This is a genomic window from Sulfuricurvum sp. (assembly GCF_028688295.1).
GTDB lineage: Bacteria > Campylobacterota > Campylobacteria > Campylobacterales > Sulfurimonadaceae > Sulfuricurvum.
On record NZ_JAQTYM010000040.1, the window covers coordinates 1 to 20222 of the forward strand.

Sequence of the window (20222 nt, forward strand, 5' to 3'; positions counted from 1 at the left end):
GCACTGTGAAGAACTTTAAAGAGAGTAAAAGGGGCACTGTGAAAAGCGTAACAGTTTTAGTTGTAACAATGCTGGCTTTATTTATAGGTGGTTGTTCAACAAGCAGCTTTAAATATATGAATGATGCAAATAAGACAAACCATATTGACTCGAATGTGTCAGATGAAGCATACGCAGAAGATATGGAGTTCGATTGGAAAATTGCTAAAGGTGATCGCGTCGAGATTATCGTTGTCAGTCAATCTGCTAATGATGGGGATCAACAGTTAAATCAAATCCTTAATACGGGTGGACGAATGCAGGCTGCTTTGACACGTGATGGATCAGATGGGTATCTTATGAATAGTATATGCAGCGTTCATTTACCTCTCATCGGAACGGTATCTGTGAAAGGGCTTACCGAAAATCAAGCAGCCGATAAACTAACGCTTGAATACCGTAAATATCTTAAAAATCCTTTTGTGAGTGTCAAAATTTTGAACCAAAAACTCTTTGTACTCGGTGAGGTAAAGAAGCCAGGAGTATTACAAGTGGCAAATGGAACGATGTCGTTGTTTGAAGCTCTCGCGTATGCAGGAGATTTGACAGATGATGGCGATCGGACTAATCTGATGATTGTGCGTGGGGATTTGAGAAACCCAATCGTTCGAGAAATTAATCTAGCCGATTTATCGTCATTAAAATTGACATCTACCATTCTGAAACCGAATGATATTATTTATGTACAACCACGTGGGATGAAAGCGTATAACGTAGCATTCCGAGAACAAATGCCTTTCTTCCAAATGTTAAATGCGATGCTATTACCATTTGTTAACTATACATCTATTAAAAATGGAGATGCCATTAATGTATACCCATTCCAATAAGTCCGATTTAATCAAAATGATAGATGAAGAAATTGATCTTGTCGAAATGATTAATACGTTAAAGCGTTATAAAAAATCGATTTACAGTGTTGCCGCAAGTGTGACATTTTTAACATTGATCTATATATACTTTAGTACCAGTGTTTATGAAGCGGCGCTTACCCTTCAAGTGCAGGATAAAACACCAGTTACCTACAATAATGCTGATGATCAGTTTATGAATCAGGCATTGGATAATCAAGGTGCAAATGCGGATAATGAAATGGCACTCATCCAATCTGCGAGTGTTATACGTAAAGCGATTGAACCATTGAATCTGTGGTGTCGATACTACAGTGTCAGCAGTTTTAAAACACGTGAGATGTATAAAAACACATCGCCTTTTAAAGTAGATGCTGAATTCAACCCTATGATGCTTGAGGGGTATCGGTTCCACGTCCGTCCATTAGACAAAAATCGTTTTAATTTGAGTATTGAGCCCTCATCAAAAATGAAAATCGCATCAGCGATAGGAGTTAGTCCAAATGGACAGCCGGTTATCCATTTTTCAAAAGATTTCACCTATGGAGCGATGATTGCGCATCCTTGGTTTAAAATGATAATTTCTAAACAGGGTGAATTTGGTACGTATGATTATTACTTTACATTGACCTCAAACGAGAATATCGCTTTTATGGTGCAACAATCTCTTACAACGGGATTAACAGCTGAAAAATCATCGATAATTACACTGAACTATCAAGATAATCTGCCGGAACGTGCACAGGACATTTTACACGCGCTTGCAGAAGCGTATTTAATGCAAAGTGTTGAAACAAAAAATACGGGTGCGTCTAAATCGTTGGAGTTTATTGATAAACAACTGGCTCAGGTAAATGCGGCACTTGAAAATTCGGCTAAAAATCTTGAGCTTTTCAAATCATCCCATATTGTTATTGATCCAAAGGACAAAGGTGCAATAGCAACACAAAAATTAAGCGATTATGAAGCCCAGATGTATGAGGTAAATATGCAAGAGAGTATCTTGCAAAATCTACAGACGTACATGAAAAATAATAAAGATCTCACAGGTATCGATGTTGGTGCGATTAACATGGTAATGAATTCACCTCTTCAAACACTGATCCAAAGTTTGCAAGAGGCACATAATCAAAAAGCGGCATTAGTGGTCGATTATACGGATAAACACCCTTCCGTAATTAAAATCAATCAGCAAATCATTGGATTGAAAACAAATCTTGAACAAACCATTGCGAGTAATTTACAGGGTGTTCAGCAGCGTAAAACATCCCTGAACCAAATTATTGCACAAAATCGTGCAGATCTCGCAGCAATACCGTTTGAAGAAAAACAGCTTTCTCAGCTTAATAATTCTTTTGTGGTTAACCAAAAAGTGTATGAATATCTCCTCCAAAAACGTGCTGAAACAGCGATTATCGAATCGTCGAATGTTTCAGGAACACGTATTGTTGATGACGCAGCAGTGGGGGTTGATCCGGTAAAACCGAAAAAACTCCTTGTGCTGCTTGTTGGGATTATTCTTGGATTCTTGGCGGGGATTGGACAAGCGCTGTTTCGTAATTATCTCGATGACACCATTCAGTCTATTTCTGATGTTGAAAAAGGTTCTGTTATCCCGTTGGTCAGTGTCTTGCCACTTTTCGGGGATAAAAAATCACTGTATCAAGATGCCTTACGTGTGTTGTTGACAAAATTGGAATATCACCCGACAGGGACAGAAAAACCAAAAATCATCAACTTCACCGCTTCTATACATGGTGAGGGACGTACTACAACTGCCGTAGAATTTGCACAGGTAGCCGCGTTAAGTGGGAAAAAAGTGATCATTTTAGATATGGATATGCGTTCTCCATCTGTGCATCAAAAATTAGAAATTGAGCATACTAATGGCATTGATAGCTATATCTCAGGAAAAAATACTTTGGAGCAAGTGATCCGCAAAACATCGATTGATGGATTACAGATAATTACTTCTGGAAACAATGTAGCCGGTTCATACGAGCTGATTATGTCGCAGCAGTTTAAAACTCTCCTCGGTGAATTAAAAGAAAAATACGATTACGTATTTATAGTTTCACCGCAAGTGGGTGTTGTAGCCGATACTTTACTCCTGATGCGTTTGTCAGAGTTGAATCTTTTTGTCTTTAAAGCAGAGTATTCAAAACGTTCATTTATCAAAAATATTAACCGTTTTGTGGAAGAACACCATTTTGATAATGCTGGGGTCATACTGAACGGGTTAGAGTTGAAAAAAATCAGACCATGGCAGAGCAAGCGATAATCAGCAGAAGGTAGAAGGGGAAGTTATGTTGTACGATCAGAGTCAAAACTCTTTAGTAAAAAGACGTTCATTTTTGAAAAAAGCAGTTTATACAGCGCCGATAGTTTTTGTATTGGGACAATTAGCCAGACCTATCAGTAGTTACGGGGCAGATTCAGGTATTGTTACTGGCGGTGGTACAACAGGTACAACAGGTACAACAGGTACAACAGGTACAACAGGTACAACAGGTACAACAGGTACAACAGGTACAACAGGTACAACAGGTACAACAGGTACAACAGGTACAACAGGTACTGGTGGTGTTGGAGGTGTTGGAGGTGATGGTGGTGGAACTCCCGGAACTGCTGGTGGGACACCATCTGGTTTTGGACCACCGAGTGCGGCTGCGTCAGGGACAGGCGAAGCACTGAATATTGAGGAAATCTAATTTTCCAAATAAAAGAGAAAACGTACAGTAGCTACATTTTTTATTCCACAGTAAATCTAAAATAACAGTAAAAAATTCAGTATATTTTTTGGAAAAATACGAGATAATTATTGATATTATTGTGTCATCATTTAAAATGATGCTGAGTTGCCCAAAATTTTTAAAGGGTTCTATTTGGATCAGATCTATCTGTTCTCGAATAAGCAAATCAAAACGGATGAGTTTTGGTTTGACGTTTTTATGATTTATTGGTAACACTACCTTAGTAGGGACAAATATGGAAACACAAACAGCAGAAATCGCATCACGTCGTAACTTTTTAAAAAAAGTAGCCTATACTGCACCGGCAATAATCGCATTGGGTACATTGACAGCACCTATGAGCGCTAATGCCTCGGTAATACAAATGGGTCAGGTTACAAGCCAGCAAAACATCACGTACAATTTTAGTCGTGATACGGTTAGTGGGGATGTAACGCTAAATCCACTAAGTACGACAAGTGCTCAACCAATTACCTTTTCACAAGCCGTTTGGAATTCGATTCTATCATTTTTTAGATGATCATTATCTCTAAAAATTGCGATGATTTATAACTTTCATCTCGATTATTCCGACGTTGTTTCTTTGGAATCAGATGCGCGGGTTCTTCAGATAATCCGAGATGAATCAGTAGCGTCTTCCTCTTTCCCAATCTCGCTCATTTACCAAAACAACCAAGATCGACAAATATCACTCCTCACGGATAGAGAGTTTACAACACCGCATGCAGATCAACCGTGGGTTTTTCATGTTGAAAACGTTATTAGTTTCGGATGGGAAACCAAAGGTACACAAATCCGTTACCGTTATCACGAGCTGGCAACCGAGGATATATTTCAGTTTTGGCTTTATCATGTCGTATTGCCGATCTATTTTTCGATCTCGCAAACGTACCGTTTTCTCCACGCCGGAGCGGTAGAGGTAGAGGGGAAACCGATCCTTTTTATGGCTCCTTCGCATGGAGGCAAATCGACCCTCACCGATTATTTTCTCCGACGGGGGCATCCGCTCGTCACCGATGATAAGATGGCGACATTCGAGCGAGATGGGGAGTATTTTGCTGTCCCATCCCATCCGTATCATCGACCGTTTCGCACCGTAGAGGTACTGGGACATTTGTGTGACAACGCCGCGACACAGATCAATCCGATCCACGCGATCTACATCCTCGAAAAATCAGAACCGGACGTGCCGTGTATCATCCGACCTCTCAAAGGGATCGAAAAGTTTAGCCGTCTACACGAGGGGGGAGAGATGAATTTCAGCTTTTTTACCCCGCAGTACGTCAGCTATCTCGCAGCTTTAGCGAACAAAGTTGCCGTCTTTAACATTACCGTACCGCATGATTTGGAGCGACTCGAAGAGGTGTATCAAATCATCAAAAATCACACTAACTCTCTCTAAGGATTACAATGATTTCAAAACCTTACACCATTCCTCATACCGTCATGGTTCAGAGTGTCGATGATGAAATATTGCTCTTTGACAGTGCGACAGAGCTGTTTTTTTCCCTCAACGATACCGGAGCTATGATGTGGGATAGTATCAGTGCTTATCATGATTTATCTGATGTTTATGATGAACTACTCGAAACGTTTGAGGTAGCACCTGAGCAGCTAGAGAGCGATTTAGAGTTATTTGTAGCATCATTAGCAGAGCAAGGGTTAGTGGTTTTTGTAAAATAACCCTAATGTCCTTTAAATAACACAAAAATTAATCAATAATTACTAAAATTAGGCATTTTGTAATCTCCTCATAGTATTTATTATGTTAAAATATCTATTATTATTTAACAATAAAAAGCTTGTAATGACAAATAAATCTTCACCTTCTTATGACCTTATAATTGAATGTTGTCGTAGTGAGTCTGATACTTTCAAACTGGAAGATTTATCTTCACAAATCATTGATTGGAATAGCTTTTTAAATTCTGCATACGTTCATGGCGTCTACCCACTCATCGTTAAATCCCTAAAAACTATTACCACTGTCCCAGATCAAATAATATCAGTTATGAAAACTACCAATATTGATATCGCTCGTCATAATATGACGATGACTTCAGAGCTGCTACGGGTTATGAAAATACTCGAAGAAAATGGGATAGAGTCATTGGCAATTAAAGGGCCTGTGTTGTCTCAGATGATCTATAAAGATGTTGTGACGAGACAATATGTGGACATTGATTTATTGGTAGAAGAAAAGAACCTTTACCCAACCGTTCAGTTACTCATGACATTAGGATATAGTTATGAACATTTAGCCGATTTTTTGCACAATCGCGCGTTATTAAAGTATGAAAAGAATGTTACCCTTTACCATATACGCAATAAAGTAAAACTGGAAATCCATTGGAAACTGTTTATGGGGCGCTTATTTAAACAAGTGAATAGCAACCATTTTAATACACCAAAATCTTCTATAATGCTTCAGGGCTATTTAATACGAACATTAGACCAGAATCAAACCCTCTTTTATTTGATTCTGCACGGTTCCAAACATCTTTGGGAACGGGTTGAATGGCTTAGTGATATTGATCGCCTTGTAAGAACTGAGATTTATGAGTGGGATAAAATAGAGCAACAAGCTATTGTAACTAAAACATTAACATTGCTTTATCTTGGCATCGCACTTGTATCTAAAATATTTCAGACGCCGTTTCCTCAAAATATACTAGACAAAGCCACGAAGTATCCATCTATACACGCTGCTGTTGAAGATTTAACGCACAGGATATTTATGGACAGGATACATACAGTAGATCAATATATGGAAAACTATTTGTACTTAGGTTTAGATGGATCACAGCCAATAATAAGTAAAATGCTTTCTCGTTTATACAAACCTGGGCATGAAGATATTTATAGGGTCAATCTGCCTTCAGGGCTTCATTGGGTTTACTATCTGATATTACTCAAAAGAGTCATATTTGTGCAGTGTACAAAAATTTTACAACGTATTAAAGGTAAAAAATGAAATCAAAATCGCTATTTGTACTTCTCATGGTATTAGGATTAACGTCGATTAATGCACTTTGGGCAGCGAAACCGGTCTATGATGTAACGGGATATCTATATAAAAACCCTGAAAACAAATCGATCTTTATTCCGATGAACATCTTGTATCAAGATATGTTATTAAAGAAGGGCAATTATGTTATCGATACTGCATTTTTAACCCAATACGCAAAAAAACTTCCGGCAAGCGATTTACCCTATATATTGGACATTGAATGTTGGAATGTTCGTCCGAATGTGAGTGATGAGGTAGCCAATATCCATATCAATAATTTAATTTTGGTGATTAAAACACTGAAAACAGCACGCCCTGATCTCAAATTCGGATATTACGGTGAATTACCGACACGAGATTATGTTACCCGTTTTCCTGCGACAGGAGAAAAGTTACGAAAATGGAAACATGCGAACGAGCGTTTAAAACGACTTGCGGTCTATGTGGATGTCATCTGTCCCGATCTTTATACCCATTCTGAAGACGCAGAATCATGGAAACAGTATGCCAAAGATGCCATCAAAGAGTCTCGTATGTACGGTAAGCCGGTAATGCCATTTATATGGCCGGAGTATCACGATGCACATGTGGAACTAAAGGGTAAATATATCCCAGCAGAATACTGGAGAGAGCAACTCAAAACACTAGATCAACTTGCCGATGGGATTATCATCTGGGGTGGACGTGATGTTACAGTCAATCCTCATGTGTCAAAAGTATGGAATGAGGAAGATCCATGGTGGATGGTAACAAAAGAGTTTATATCGGGCAAAAATGAATCGAATGTGGTATCACAAACGGTAAAAACTGATATAGCTAAAACAAGAGAACTACCTGTTACGGTCATCCAAAAACCGATTACAGTGAAAGCGATACAGGCACCTTCTAAAGTTACAGTGATCAAACAGGTCGCGTTACCAAAACAGGAAATAAAAACCAAGTCTGTAGGATTAAAAGGCCCTAACTTTCAGTTTAATAAATAAAGAATGATCGATTCTATTAGCTGTATGTGTAAGGATTAGTTTAAATGATAAAAATTGAAAACAATTTTGATATTTTAAGGCTTTTTCTTGCTTTTTTAGTTTTTGTGATGCATTGGAATAGTTTAACCAATCAACAAATTTCTTATGAAATTTTTCATTTTGGTGATCACGCTGTCAGCATGTTTTTTATCGTAAGCGGATTTTTGATTTTTTGGAGTTTTGATAAAGATCACCAAGTCAATAATTTTTACATAAAAAGATTTTTCAGGATTTTTCCACTTTATGCAATTGTTATTTTATTGCAAACATTATTTTTTATCATATACTCTGACGGACAATTGTGGCAAATTCTCAAATATTTTATCTCAAATATTTTGTTTTTAAATTTTCTTTCACCTTCGGTTGCCGATACCCTTATCGGACTTGAAAGAAATGCAATTAACGGTGCATTATGGACTTTAAAAAATGAAGTGGCATTTTATGTATTATTGCCTTTAATGTACCAATGGTATAAAAAGGAAAAATCGAGTTTTTTTATTACTTTATATTTACTATCAATTTCATATATGTTCACAGCTGAATATTTGCATTTTGATAAATTATTGGTTCAATTTCCCGCTCAGCTAAGATTATTTGTTGTTGGAATGACATTGTATGTTTTTTATGAGTTTGTGAACCGTTATAGTGTGATATTAACTGTATTGAGCATATTGATTTTACTGTTTGTACCAGCTTCATCATTTTTTGATTTTGTTTTATATCCATGGGCGATTGGATTTATTTTATTTTTCATTGTCTTTAGATTATTTACGATAAAAGTACATTTTGACTTTTCATATAGTCTTTATATAATTCATTATCCGATTATTCAGCTTTTTATGTATTTTCACATCAACCCGACAAATCCATTCTACTCTTTTGTCAGTATATTTTCGATCATCTTGGTATTAGCATTGTTATCCGAAAAATATTTGGAAAAACCGTTTATTGAAATGGGAAAAAAAATTCTTAAAAGTAAATATCCAAAATGATTTTTTGATAATTTTACGTACTTGCTACTATAGAAATTTTTTTGAAAGTCTAAATCGCATCGGCTCTTCAATATATTTGGCGAGTAAATGAGCTAAAACTATCGAAATCACACTACAAACAAGAGTTGTTATGTAACTATTCTCATCACTGTAAAATGTACTATAGATTGATAATATAGGAAAATGAATACAATACAAGGGATAAGAAATCCATCCTAAATATTCATTGGCACTGTTGATGCGAGCATTCGTTGAGTTTGAAATAGAGCCTAAAACAATAAAAATTGGAACTATAAAAATAGTAGATATTAACCATATCTTGCCAGAATATGGAATCGATAATAATACAAAAAGTGCAAATAATATATAAATTGGATTAATAGCTTGAACTTTTGATTTCAAAAAATTAAATAGTAAAAATATTAACACACCTGTAAAAAAGCTATAAAAGACCCTAGGTATTCCACCTAAAAAATTGTGCATACCCCATCCAGGTGTAGCAATGTGAAAGTATAAACTATAACCTATCAATCCAATCGCAGAAGTGATTACGATAGAAATTATAAATTTGGTATTTTTAGAAATGAGCAGTAAAAGAGCTAATACAACATTGATAAACATTTCGAAAAATAAAGACCATGCGGGGTCATTTGTTGGAAAAATTGCTGATGGGATTCGATCTATACCAATTTGGACATAAAAGTCAGCTAAATAGGGTAAATAGAATAAATTCATTGAAAAGGCAGTAAAAATTTGTGCAAAACTGAGATTTGTCTGAAAATATAGTGATTTTATGATTAAAGCGACAACTCCTATTATTAATCCAAGTAAAAACATCGGATAAAGTCGAATAAGTCTTTTTTTAAGATATGTATACATGGATAAATTGGAATATAATTTTGGATAGTATGAGTAGGCAATAACAAACCCACTAAGTCCAAAAAAGAGGTCAACAGCTACACTGGCATTTGGAAACAAAGAGTGATTAAAATGATGCAACATAACAGCTATGGCTGCAATTCCTCGCAATCCATCAAGAGTGTTAAATCGGTGATTTGTATTGGTAGTCATATTTTTCCTATTTGTATTTCAAAACACCATTAACAGCATACTGGACGAAATAGAAACTGCTGATGATGAGATTTAGTTTTTCGACTTCACGATAAATTTTCCATTGATACTGTGCTGCTTTAATCTTATTAGAAGATACGGAATTTTTTAAAATTCTATAGGTTGCCAGCGGTTCGAGTATCCCCCGTGCTGTATGGATCTCTTTTAGTATTTTGAGCCATAATCCGTAGTCCTGACGTTTTAGGATATTAGGCATATAGATTTTTCCGATCTTTTGGGTGTCATAAATAGCACTCAGACATCCGACACTGCATGTTTTTAGCATACCACTATAACTAATTGATTCTTTAGTGATAAACGTACCCAAATCAACCCCTTCTTCATCGATGAGATGATACGAGCTATAGGTAAAAGCAAGATCGTTCTGATCTAAAAATGTAAGTTGCTTTTCAAGTTTTTCCGGCATCCATAGATCATCCGCATCCAAAAATGCTATGTATCTTCCGGCAGCTACTTGTATGGCTGTATTTCTTGCTACTGCGGGACCGCTATTTTTTTCCAGTTTGATCAGTTTGATACGGCTGTCTTTTCGGATGTACTCTTCTATAATCGTGTTTGAATGATCGGGTGAGACATCATCGACGATGATCATCTCCCAGTGAGGATAACTCTGAGCCAATACGGATTCGATGGTTTGGGCGATAAACTTTTCTGATTTAAACGACGGGGTGATAATACTAACTAAATCAGACATGAGAATTTCCATTCATTTGAGATATAAAAGATCGAATCACTATTTTCGGGTTATATTTATGTGCTTCGATGAGACATGCGGGGCGCATACGATTGATTAAATCAGGGTTATTGGAGAGAGTGTCGAGCATCTCGGAGAGAGCATCGCTACCAATCCCAAAAATCAACCCAGTGGTATGATCAGTAATGATTTCACGGTTATATTTCCAATCAGATGCGATAACCGGCAAACCTGCTGAAAAGGCATCTAGAACAGTTCCTGGAAATCCCTCTCCCTCGTAAAAAGTAGGAAATAGTAAGGCAAAATAGTTTTTCAATACGGCTACGCTCTGATCAAACGGTACGAGTCCCTTATAATGGATGTATTCTGGGAACGATTTTTGAAGCTGTGAAAACTGCTCTTCGTAGCCCTGTTCTACCTGACCGTAGATATCCAATGTAAAGATAGTTTGACCCATACGGGTGTTGATTGATCTGACAGCTGTGATTGCATCTTCGATCCCTTTTTCTCTCATTACACGTGAAAAAGTACAAAGATGGAAAGGTGTTGTTTGAGGAGAGGATAACTCTGAATCGGAGATAATCGATAGCGGTTTAAAATTAGGTAAAAAATAAACGTTGTGTAATCCGATCACGTTGAGTGTAGCGATCATGCTATGTGTTTCGACATAGATTCCGCTAAATCTTTGGAGCGATTTTCTGAGAGCAGGGTGGGATTGCACCATATCTGGCAACCACCCACCGATAACGACATAGTGGAGTTTGCGATTAAAAAAACGGTTGAGGTAGGCAAATAGTGGCACAAATACTTTTACTCCCCGCTTAGCTGGGAGAATGATAACATGTTCAGAATTTCGTATGAGTGAGATTACGCCTAAGAGTAATTTAAAAGGGTTCGTTTTCCATCCATGTGTGTCAAGGAGAGTGATTTGTTCATTTCCATAAACTGAGCGTAATTCATCGGTAACGATTTTTGTTTTGACTATTTGTCCATTGATGATGTTTTTACCATCAGCAAAATGTCCGCAGATACCTATTTTTTGCATTTATGGCTCCCGTATGGTTGATTAACAGAGGTCATTTTGCCAACTGTAGTTTGTTTTTTTTACTATTGCAGGATTGCCCGCAATGAGCGTTTTTGGCGCAACAAATTTTTTGGTGACAACACTCCCTATTCCTATGATCGTCTCAGATGCGATGGAAGCACCTGGAGCAAATCGAACAGCGCTAGCGATGTAACAGTGCGGGGCAATAGTGATATCGATATCAGCTTTATTTCCGCCATGTGTCCAAAACTGTGAACCGTATCCGGCTATCCATGACCCGATGCCGATATGTGTTGTCCCTACGGTATCAAAATAGTGTTTGTTGGTGATAGTGACATTCTCATCGAGCTGGATAGCTCTTCCGAACTGGCGGTTAGTGAATTGTGTCGAAGAAGCCCATTTCCCACAACGGAAAATATTTCCCCCTCCAATCGCACATCCTGATTTGGCTGAAAAACTAAACGGCCCAGTGAAAAGGTTGAAGTTTCCAATAGTCACATGATCTATAGAGAGGTGATCTATGGCAATGATCGTTCCAAAACCGATTTTAGAGGATTGGATATCGTAGCGAAAGATTAAGCGATAAAGGAATATTCGCATCATGTTTAAAGGGATGATGGAGATGATGAAAGCGAGGAGAAACCGGATATGACTCATGCTGTTTTCTCTGTTAGCTTATTGTGGAGCTCTTTTTCGAGGAGTACCCATAGAATCGTTAAATAGATAAACATTGGGCTAAGTTCGATAAAGAGGGATGCAAGGGTTAGCATTACAAAGCTTTTAAAAATATACCCATGCTCATGGCGGTAACGGTAAAAGTAGCGCCCGATGTAAATATAGAGGGCGATACCGAAAATCCCGGTAGCTACAAATAACTCTAAAAGATTTGATTTTGATGTAGCGTATTTTTTCCCCCATAAAACATCATTTATTTCAGAATTAATCAATCCAGTATTTTTCATATTTGTTTTAAACCAATCATCATACGAACCGAATCCGATACCTAATGGATTTTCGGAGATACATCGTACAGATCCCTCGATTGCAGCAAGACGGGTACTGTAAGTATTCCATATACGATTTGAGCTATTTAGTCCTGATAGACCTTGTTCCCAATAGACTTCTGCGACATTAATATTGTATTTGACAGCCGGTATCCCCATGATCTCGGCACGAAATAGATAAGTGAACGTTACAAGGATGCTTAAAAAGATAATGAGTCGCCGTGGTGAGAGATAGTGGAGCAAACCAACTGCTAAAAGGAGAGCATATTGTGCTTTGGAACCGATAGCCAAACCGATAAGCATAAAATATCGACTGCCGATCATCGGCCATCCATGGCGGAATTTTTCATAGATAATAAAAAAGATAAAGAGATAATAATATCCTGCGGCACTTGGTTCAGGAAAAAGCATCTGAATGCGAGCGAAAGGTTCTAATATGAATTGGATAGTTCCTGCAATCGCATTTAAGATGACACCTATAAGTAATAAACGTAATATATATTCGATCGGTTTATTTTGTAGATAGATATAGAGTGCTATAGAAAAGAAAATTTCGATAAATGTAAAGCGAATTCGAAGAGGGATGGTAATGTTATCAAGTGCATGAGGATGAGCAATCATATATATTAAGGTGCCAATACTACCGTAAAGTAAAAGTCCTAGTAACATCAAATTAAATTTACCAATAGTGGAACGTCGCTCCAGAATGAAAGAATGAGTAAAAACAAAGGCAATAAAAATGAGTTTTAGAATACCAATATTAAACTGGGTATTGAGAACAAATGCAAGGTAATATTGGATCATAAAATACTCCTATATTTTTCTACCAGAGATTCTGCGTCGAAATGATCATTATACATGTCGAGTGCATTTTTTGGTGAGCATGAGATCATACGCATTTGCTTAATATCGTTTGATCCGTGAATACGTATTCCGGCTCCGTATGATTCGACCATAGGTGCATAACTTGTGACCACATCGCTGATAATGACATTGACACCACAACTGAGGTATTCGGCAAGCTTGATTGGCGATGAGACATTGTTTACCGGATCATCGTCGCGGATGAGAAATCCGTATTCTATGGTGCTTAAAAACTCTTCCATCTCCGAGCGGCTATCGATCGAACGGATGGAAATACGGTTATGATAATCAGAGTGCAAATGGGTAGCTATCAAAGATTTGGCATGCTCGATTCCGCCGGTAGCAACATAAAAATGTGCATTTGGGCGCTCTTGTGCGATATGGTTAAACATGTCGAGCATCACATCGAATCTTTGCCAGACTGCCATGCCGCCCACATAAGTAAAACTATCTTTGATTTTTGGTGAACCGTTATAGTGTAGATCGGATGTGCATGGTATGATGATAGAGTTATCTAAATGTGAATGATGTTTGGCTTCTAAGTAGGTTTTCATATACGGTGAAACGAGAATCTGGTACGTTGAAAAATAGAGTGATATCTTTTCTAGTATAGAAATAATTTGCTTACGGATACGTGAGCCGTTGCGCATATAGCTCTCTTCGGCCTCTATCCCCTGAACCCAGTAGTAGATGCGGAGTTTTTTAAAAAGTAATGCAGGGATTGATCTTAGTGTATCAGTAAATGTTGAGGTAAAAATTGATTTTTGATCGGAAGCAATAATCATCTTTAAAAAATCGACATAGCCTCTATAGGTTAAAATCGGATATTCCGGAAACGAATGTTGAACGATTTGCTGATGCTTTTCATGTACGAGAAAAACAATCTGCTCGCCTGATTGAGAGAGCAAGTGTGCATGAAGCTGTAATGCATTCCAAACGGCACGGTTGTGAATTCCAAAAGCATGAAAAATCATTTTTCCCCCTCTTCTTCTGATTTTAAATTACTCCATAAAGAGTTTTTCCAGATAGCATAAAACATTAAAACGCTCAAGGCTATTTCAGAGGTAATCATGCCGATGAGAATACCGTAAATTGCAAAAAGAGGTGTTAATGTAAAATAGAGAGTAACCGCGATCAAACTCGAAATAGCAAAAGATTTCAGGTAATATTTGCTTTTACCTATGCTTGTTAAATATTGAATTCCGGTAAAATTGTTAATCATTCCAAAAAAGAAATAGATAGAGAGAACTTTTAAAATATAGCTGTATGATACAAACTCTTCACCAAGTACAATGTAGATGATGTCATCGGCAAAGAGGTACATTAAACTCATGGCTATTACCACCATTACCATAACGTATGATGCTACTTTTAGCAAAAGTTTTTGCCCTTCTTTTTTAGAATGACTTAACTTAGCACTGATTAAAGGGAAAAAGGCCTGGGTTATGGGGGCAAATATTCCTGCGATTGCTCTTAGTAATTTATCAACTGCCGCATAGTAACCAACGACTGTATTGCTATAAAAAAGACCTAGGATGAATACACCTGATGAAGAAAGAATATTGGATTGAAATGTGGTTAAAAAAATATGCCATCCATCCATAAAATAAAATTTTATGGATTCTACCGATTGAATTTTAAAAGAGATATCAAAATCTTTTTTGATTAGAGTGAGAGACCAGATTCCAGCTATGATAAAACCTATAGATGTTAATATTGGTACAAGATAATAATCGTTCTGATTGTGGACAAAGGCAAAAATAGCAATAGTAAAAATAGATTTTGAGAGGATGTTGAGATAGGTAGAATATTTCATTCGCTCCATTCCCTGAAAAAACCATACAGGAAAAAGGGTTTGTCCTATAACTGTACCAAATGTTAAAAAATAAATTTCCCAATGTTGAGAAAATTTATCAAAACTAAAAACAATGATACTCATAACAATAAGACTAAACGTCATTAGTAAAACTTTTATGGTCATAACAGAACTGAAAATTTCAATAATTTTATCTTTATTATGTCTGTGAATAGATATTTGACGGGTTGCAGTGAGATTAAATCCATAATCTGTAATTAATCCAAAATAGATGATTGTAGCTGTTGCAAACGCTAAGAGACCAAAGTACTCAGGACCTAAAACTCGAACGAGATAAGGAAGCGTTAAGAGCGGGAGTATATAATTTACACCCTGTAATGAAGCAAGTGCAAACAAGTTGGATATAAATCTTTTTTTACTTTCCGAATTAGTGAGATTTTTTAGTTTGGAAATCACTTAATTATTCCCAAACAGATTTTTGTTGTATATTCTACCTACTGGATTATTTAGAAGATTGGAGCGGTAGTTGTTGTTGATAACGAGTTCGACTATGCTGACGTATCCTCCACTCTTATCGAGTGCTGCTATCACTATTTTCACAAAGCTTCTTTTGATAAAAATGAAATAATGCGTTCACATGCATGTCCATCACCGTATGGGTTGTGTGCACGTGACATAGTTTGATATGCCTGAGTATCGTTGATGAGTTCAGAGACGCCGTTAATAATGGCGTCTCTATCTGTTCCAACAAGTCTGACTGTTCCTGCTTCGAGTGCTTCTGGACGTTCGGTGGTATCACGCATGACAAGTACCGGTTTACCTAAACTCGGTGCTTCTTCTTGTACTCCTCCACTGTCGGTGAGGATAAGATACGCATGGCTCATCATATAGACGAAAGGCTGATATTCGAGAGGTTCGATCAAATAGACATTTTTGAGTCCTGTCAAGATTGCATTGACAGGTTGTCGAACGTTGGGATTGAGATGAACCGGATAGACAAAATCAAAATGGCTATACGTTTCTGCCAATGTTTTGATCGCTTCGCAGATACGTAAAAAACCATCCCCAAAATTTTCACGTCGGTGTCCTGTGATAAGAATGTATTCACGTTTTCGTGGGACATAACCGGCTGATTCGAGTTTTTTTCGTACATGTTCGAAGAGCTTTGGATCGGTTTTAATGTTATGGGCTACATCGAGTAATGCATCGATAACGGTGTTACCCGTAATCGTGATGGTTGACTCTGAGACATTTTCACGGAGGAGATTGTTTTTACTCGTTTGGGTTGGGGCGAAGTGGTATGCCGCAATCTGAGAGGTGAGCTGGCGGTTGGCTTCTTCTGGCCACGGGCTATAGATGTCTCCGGTACGAAGACCTGCTTCGACATGTCCGACGGCGATTTTTTGGTAAAACGCTGCGAGAGATGTGGCAAATGTGGTCGTTGTATCCCCATGAACTAGGACAACATCAGGGAGAAAATCGTTCAAGACATCACGCATCCCGATCAGTACACGGGAAGTGATATCATAGAGATCTTGCCCTGGCTGCATGAGATTAAGATCGTAATGAGGTTTGATATCGAAGATTTCGAGAACTTGATCGAGCATTTCACGATGCTGTGCAGTGACACACACGCGAGTTTCAAATGTATCGGTGTGTTTTTCAAATACTTTAACCAAAGGGGCCATTTTAATGGCTTCAGGGCGGGTTCCAAAAACAATTAGGATTTTTTTCATGTAGGAATTTTCCAAAATGGGATATTTATGTATTTAATAGTGATATTTTACAATAAAAAACTATATCTTTCATAAAAGTTACTGAATGGTAACGGAGTTAGTTTGTAGTGATTGGTGCTGGAATAGTAGTTTGTGATTAGTTAAGAGTGGTTGTGAGCGTGATAAGTGATTAGAAAATAGGCAGTTTAGGAGGTAAATAGTGGGTAGGTATTAGGTTCTCTTTTTAATGAACTTAGCATTTTCCTTAGTCACTAATTACTTTCCACTAAACCCTACTTAATCATTTCCAAATAAATCTCTACTATACACTTTATCTGCTACATCGTCCAAGATATCGGCATGGCGGTTGGCGATGATGACATCGGAGATGGCTTTGAACTCATTAATATCGCTGATCACACGAGAGTTAAAAAAGCTCTCATCGTGTAGTGTTGGCTCATAAATCACTACTTCGATCCCTTTTGCTTTGATCCGTTTCATAATCCCCTGGATGGCTGAGGAGCGGAAGTTATCGCTTCCTGCTTTCATCACGAGACGATAAATCCCCACCACTTTGGTAGCAGCGAGTTTCGGATCGGTATTACGGGGGCTGAGCCCGAGTTTTTTAATGATGCTATCGGCTACAAAATCTTTACGGGTAGAGTTGGCATCGACGATAGCGCGGATGATGTTACTCGGAACCTCGGCATAGTTGGCGAGGAGCTGTTTGGTATCTTTCGGCAGACAGTATCCGCCGTATCCGAAAGATGGATTGTTGTAGTGGTTTCCGATACGCGGATCGAGACCGATCCCCTCGATGATCTGGCGGCTATCCATACTATGGCTCTCGGCGTAGCTGTCGAGTTCGTTGAAATAAGCAACTCGCATCGCCAGATAGGTATTGGCAAAGAGTTTGATCGCTTCGGCTTCGTTAGCATCGGTGTAGAGGATAGAGATATCTTTTTTAATCGCTCCTTGGGCTAACAATCCTGCGAATACCTGTGCTCTCTCACTCTGCTCACCGACGATGATGCGGCTAGGGTAGAGGTTGTCATAGAGCGCTTTCCCCTCGCGCAAGAATTCAGGGGAGAAAATGATGTTGTCGGTTCCGAACTGCTCTTTTATTTTTTGGATATACCCTACCGGGATGGTCGATTTGATTACCATCACCGCATCGGGATTGATGCTTAGTACATCAGCGATAACGTACTCGATACTGCGAGTGTTGAAATAGTTGGTATCGGGATCGTAATCGGTCGGGGTAGCAATAATGACGAAATCAGCACCGTTGTACGCTTCGCTTTTGTCGAGTGTCGCACGAAAGTTTAGATCATCGCGTTGGAGATACTCTTCGATCTCACGATCTTCGATAGGAGATTTTTTAGCATTGATCATTGCTACTTTTTCAGGGATGATGTCGAGGGCTACCACTTGGTTATGTTGAGACAGTAAAATCCCGTTGGAGAGTCCTACGTATCCTGTTCCGGCTATCGCTATTTTCATAAATTTTCCTCTTTTTAATTTACACGAACTACGAATTAACTCCGTTTAAAATCATCATCAATACGGACAATATCATCTTCTCCGGTGTATTCACCGACCTGTGCTTCGATGAGGACGAGATCGATTTTGCCAGTGTTCTCTAAACGGTGAATTTCTCCCATTTTGATATAGGTCGATTCATTAGAGCGGACGAGGAAGGTGTTTTCGCCAACGGTGACGGTAGCCGTGCCGCTGACGACGATCCAGTGCTCGTTTCTGTGGAAGTGCTTTTGGAGTGATAAACGTTTAGTAGGTTTGACCACGATCCGTTTGATTTTGTACCCCGGTGTGTCTTCGAGGATGGTATAGGTTCCCCATGGGCGATGGGCGGTGAGGTGAATATTACTCAGATGAGAGTCACGTTTTTTGAGCTCGGCAACCACCTCTTTTACTTTTTGAGAGGAGCCTTTGCGTGAGATCAAAAGGGCATCACCCGTATCGACGATGATCATATCATCCACATCGACGGTTGCTATTTGGCGTCCATCGGCGAGGATGAGATTGTTGCGACTATTGATACTGATGTGTTTTTCGCAGATCGTGTTTCCATCGGTATCTTTTGGGAGTTCGTCATAGAGTGCATCAAAGCTCCCAAGATCACTCCATGCGATATCACTCGGGATCACCTTGACGCAATCGCTTTTTTCCATAACGGCATAGTCAATACTGTCTTCGGGGATGGCTGCCATGTGTGAGTGTTGGATTCTCAGGGTTGAGTTTTCATTTTTTAGCGCATCGAAAGCAATTTTGCATAAATCGTATATTTCAGGGGAATATTTTTTGAGCTCTTCTAAAAATACTCCGGCTTTAAAACAGAACATTCCGCTGTTCCAATAGTAGTTTCCTGCATCGATATACATTTGAGCGGTTGCTAAATCTGGTTTTTCTTTAAACGATTTGACATCGTTTCCTATGGCTTCGATGTAGCCAAATCCTGTTTCGGGATAAGAGGGGGTAATGCCAAACGTAACGAGCTTGTCCAGTAATGCCTGTTCTTTTGCTTGAGCAATACAGGACAGGTAACTCTGCTCATCACGGATTAAATGATCGGATGGGGTGACGAGGACAATCTCATCAGGACTCAGCGCCATACATGCGAGAGTGATAGCGGGAGCGGTGTTTCGTCCTAGCGGCTCTAATAAAAAAGTATTGTCACTAACACAAAGTTCCTCTAACTGATCAACGGCTAAAAAGTATTGTTCGGCATTCGAAACGATGAATTGTGCACTGCACGCTTTGCGGTTACGCTCAACCGTGAGCTGAAAGAGCGATTTGTCATCAAAAAGTTGAACAAACTGTTTGGGCATGAGGGTTCGGCTGATCGGCCAAAGACGAGTCCCGCTTCCTCCGCAGAGGATAATGTTGGTCATTGTAGTGCTCCTGGAAGAGAGTGATTAGTGATCAGTGTATTGTTTGTAAAGCTCTACGGTTGCCTCGACGTATCCATCGATGCTTCCGCAGTCGTAGCGTTTGCCACGGAATTTATAGGCGATGACATTGCCCGAGAGGGCCTGTTCCATTAAGGCATCGGTAATTTGAATCTCACCCCCTTTGCCCGGTTTGGTGGCTCTGAGAATATCGAATATATCGGGGGTTAGGATATAGCGTCCGATAATGGCAAGGTTGGTTGGAGCGTCGGCGGGGGAAGGTTTTTCGACCATCGTACTGACACGGTAGATTCCCGGTTCGATCTCTTCTCCGGCGATGACACCGTATTTGTCGGTATGGTTAGGGTCGATCTCTT

At 38.7% G+C, this 20222-nt stretch carries 21 protein-coding genes; 9 read left to right on the forward strand and 12 right to left on the reverse strand.

Features of this window, described 5'->3' with window-relative positions:
• The 9 genes from PHR02_RS08865 to PHR02_RS08905 all read left to right on the forward strand — a co-directional run.
• A partial coding sequence (locus tag PHR02_RS08865; RefSeq protein ID WP_299991218.1) for a polysaccharide biosynthesis/export family protein occupies nt 1–869 on the forward strand: 869 nt, incomplete at its 5' end.
• A 16-nt stretch (nt 870–885) separates the two neighbouring features.
• Nucleotides 886–3171 (forward strand): polysaccharide biosynthesis tyrosine autokinase, encoded by a 2286-nt coding sequence (locus tag PHR02_RS08870; protein WP_299991220.1) that lies wholly within the window; start codon nt 886–888, stop codon nt 3169–3171.
• Nucleotides 3172–3196: 25 nt separating this feature from the next.
• Nucleotides 3197–3601: a hypothetical protein gene (locus PHR02_RS08875; RefSeq protein WP_299991222.1), complete on the forward strand. Its 405-nt coding sequence runs from the start codon at nt 3197–3199 to the stop codon at nt 3599–3601.
• Between the two features lie 277 nt (nt 3602–3878).
• Nucleotides 3879–4163 carry a hypothetical protein gene (locus PHR02_RS08880; RefSeq protein ID WP_299991224.1) on the forward strand — a complete coding sequence of 95 codons (285 nt, stop codon included), beginning with the start codon at nt 3879–3881 and terminating at the stop codon, nt 4161–4163.
• Between the two features lie 21 nt (nt 4164–4184).
• Nucleotides 4185–5045, forward strand: coding sequence for a hypothetical protein (locus PHR02_RS08885; RefSeq protein WP_299991226.1), 861 nt, complete (start codon nt 4185–4187; stop codon nt 5043–5045).
• Nucleotides 5046–5053: 8 nt separating this feature from the next.
• Complete coding sequence (locus PHR02_RS08890; RefSeq protein WP_299991228.1) at nt 5054–5326, forward strand: PqqD family protein; 273 nt, start codon at nt 5054–5056, stop codon at nt 5324–5326.
• 124 nt (nt 5327–5450) lie between these two features.
• Complete coding sequence (locus tag PHR02_RS08895; RefSeq protein WP_299991230.1) at nt 5451–6617, forward strand: nucleotidyltransferase family protein; 1167 nt, start codon at nt 5451–5453, stop codon at nt 6615–6617.
• Entirely contained in the window at nt 6614–7636 is a 1023-nt protein-coding gene (locus PHR02_RS08900; RefSeq protein ID WP_299991232.1) for a hypothetical protein, read from the forward strand. Before PHR02_RS08895 ends, PHR02_RS08900 begins: the two co-directional genes overlap by 4 nt.
• A gap of 44 nt (nt 7637–7680) precedes the next feature.
• Entirely contained in the window at nt 7681–8667 is a 987-nt protein-coding gene (locus PHR02_RS08905; protein WP_299991234.1) for an acyltransferase, read from the forward strand.
• Between the two features lie 27 nt (nt 8668–8694).
• Here PHR02_RS08905 and PHR02_RS08910 read toward each other — a convergent pair whose 3' ends face one another.
• The 12 genes from PHR02_RS08910 to PHR02_RS08965 form a co-directional block, all read right to left on the reverse strand.
• The gene (locus PHR02_RS08910; RefSeq protein WP_299991237.1) at nt 8695–9738 is read right to left on the reverse strand and encodes an acyltransferase; all 1044 of its coding nucleotides are present in this window, start codon (nt 9736–9738) and stop codon (nt 8695–8697) included.
• Nucleotides 9739–9745: 7 nt separating this feature from the next.
• The gene (locus PHR02_RS08915; RefSeq protein WP_299991239.1) at nt 9746–10492 is read right to left on the reverse strand and encodes a glycosyltransferase family 2 protein; all 747 of its coding nucleotides are present in this window, start codon (nt 10490–10492) and stop codon (nt 9746–9748) included.
• A complete protein-coding gene (locus PHR02_RS08920) occupies nt 10485–11537 on the reverse strand; it encodes a glycosyltransferase family 4 protein (protein WP_299991242.1) in 1053 nt (350 codons plus the stop codon). The genes PHR02_RS08915 and PHR02_RS08920 overlap by 8 nt, the downstream gene beginning before the upstream one ends.
• A gap of 21 nt (nt 11538–11558) precedes the next feature.
• A complete protein-coding gene (locus tag PHR02_RS08925; protein ID WP_299991245.1) occupies nt 11559–12194 on the reverse strand; it encodes a hypothetical protein in 636 nt (211 codons plus the stop codon).
• Complete coding sequence (locus PHR02_RS08930; RefSeq protein WP_299991247.1) at nt 12191–13345, reverse strand: hypothetical protein; 1155 nt, start codon at nt 13343–13345, stop codon at nt 12191–12193. The genes PHR02_RS08925 and PHR02_RS08930 overlap by 4 nt, the downstream gene beginning before the upstream one ends.
• Nucleotides 13342–14379, reverse strand: coding sequence for a hypothetical protein (locus PHR02_RS08935; RefSeq protein ID WP_299991250.1), 1038 nt, complete (start codon nt 14377–14379; stop codon nt 13342–13344). The genes PHR02_RS08930 and PHR02_RS08935 overlap by 4 nt, the downstream gene beginning before the upstream one ends.
• Nucleotides 14376–15677 carry a flippase gene (locus PHR02_RS08940; RefSeq protein ID WP_299991253.1) on the reverse strand — a complete coding sequence of 434 codons (1302 nt, stop codon included), beginning with the start codon at nt 15675–15677 and terminating at the stop codon, nt 14376–14378. Before PHR02_RS08940 ends, PHR02_RS08935 begins: the two co-directional genes overlap by 4 nt.
• Nucleotides 15678–15821, reverse strand: a complete 144-nt coding sequence (locus PHR02_RS08945) for a hypothetical protein (RefSeq protein WP_299991256.1) — start codon at nt 15819–15821, stop codon at nt 15678–15680. It abuts the gene before it with no gap.
• Nucleotides 15818–16957 (reverse strand): UDP-N-acetylglucosamine 2-epimerase (non-hydrolyzing), encoded by a 1140-nt coding sequence (gene wecB / locus PHR02_RS08950; RefSeq protein ID WP_299991259.1) that lies wholly within the window; start codon nt 16955–16957, stop codon nt 15818–15820. The genes PHR02_RS08945 and wecB overlap by 4 nt, the downstream gene beginning before the upstream one ends.
• 276 nt (nt 16958–17233) lie before the next feature.
• On the reverse strand, nt 17234–18439 hold the full coding sequence (locus tag PHR02_RS08955) for a nucleotide sugar dehydrogenase (RefSeq protein ID WP_299991261.1): 1206 nt from the start codon (nt 18437–18439) through the stop codon (nt 17234–17236).
• A gap of 35 nt (nt 18440–18474) precedes the next feature.
• Nucleotides 18475–19848 carry a mannose-1-phosphate guanylyltransferase/mannose-6-phosphate isomerase gene (locus tag PHR02_RS08960; protein WP_299991264.1) on the reverse strand — a complete coding sequence of 458 codons (1374 nt, stop codon included), beginning with the start codon at nt 19846–19848 and terminating at the stop codon, nt 18475–18477.
• A gap of 24 nt (nt 19849–19872) precedes the next feature.
• Nucleotides 19873–20222: sugar phosphate nucleotidyltransferase (locus PHR02_RS08965; protein ID WP_299991265.1), on the reverse strand; the 350-nt coding region annotated here is incomplete at its 5' end.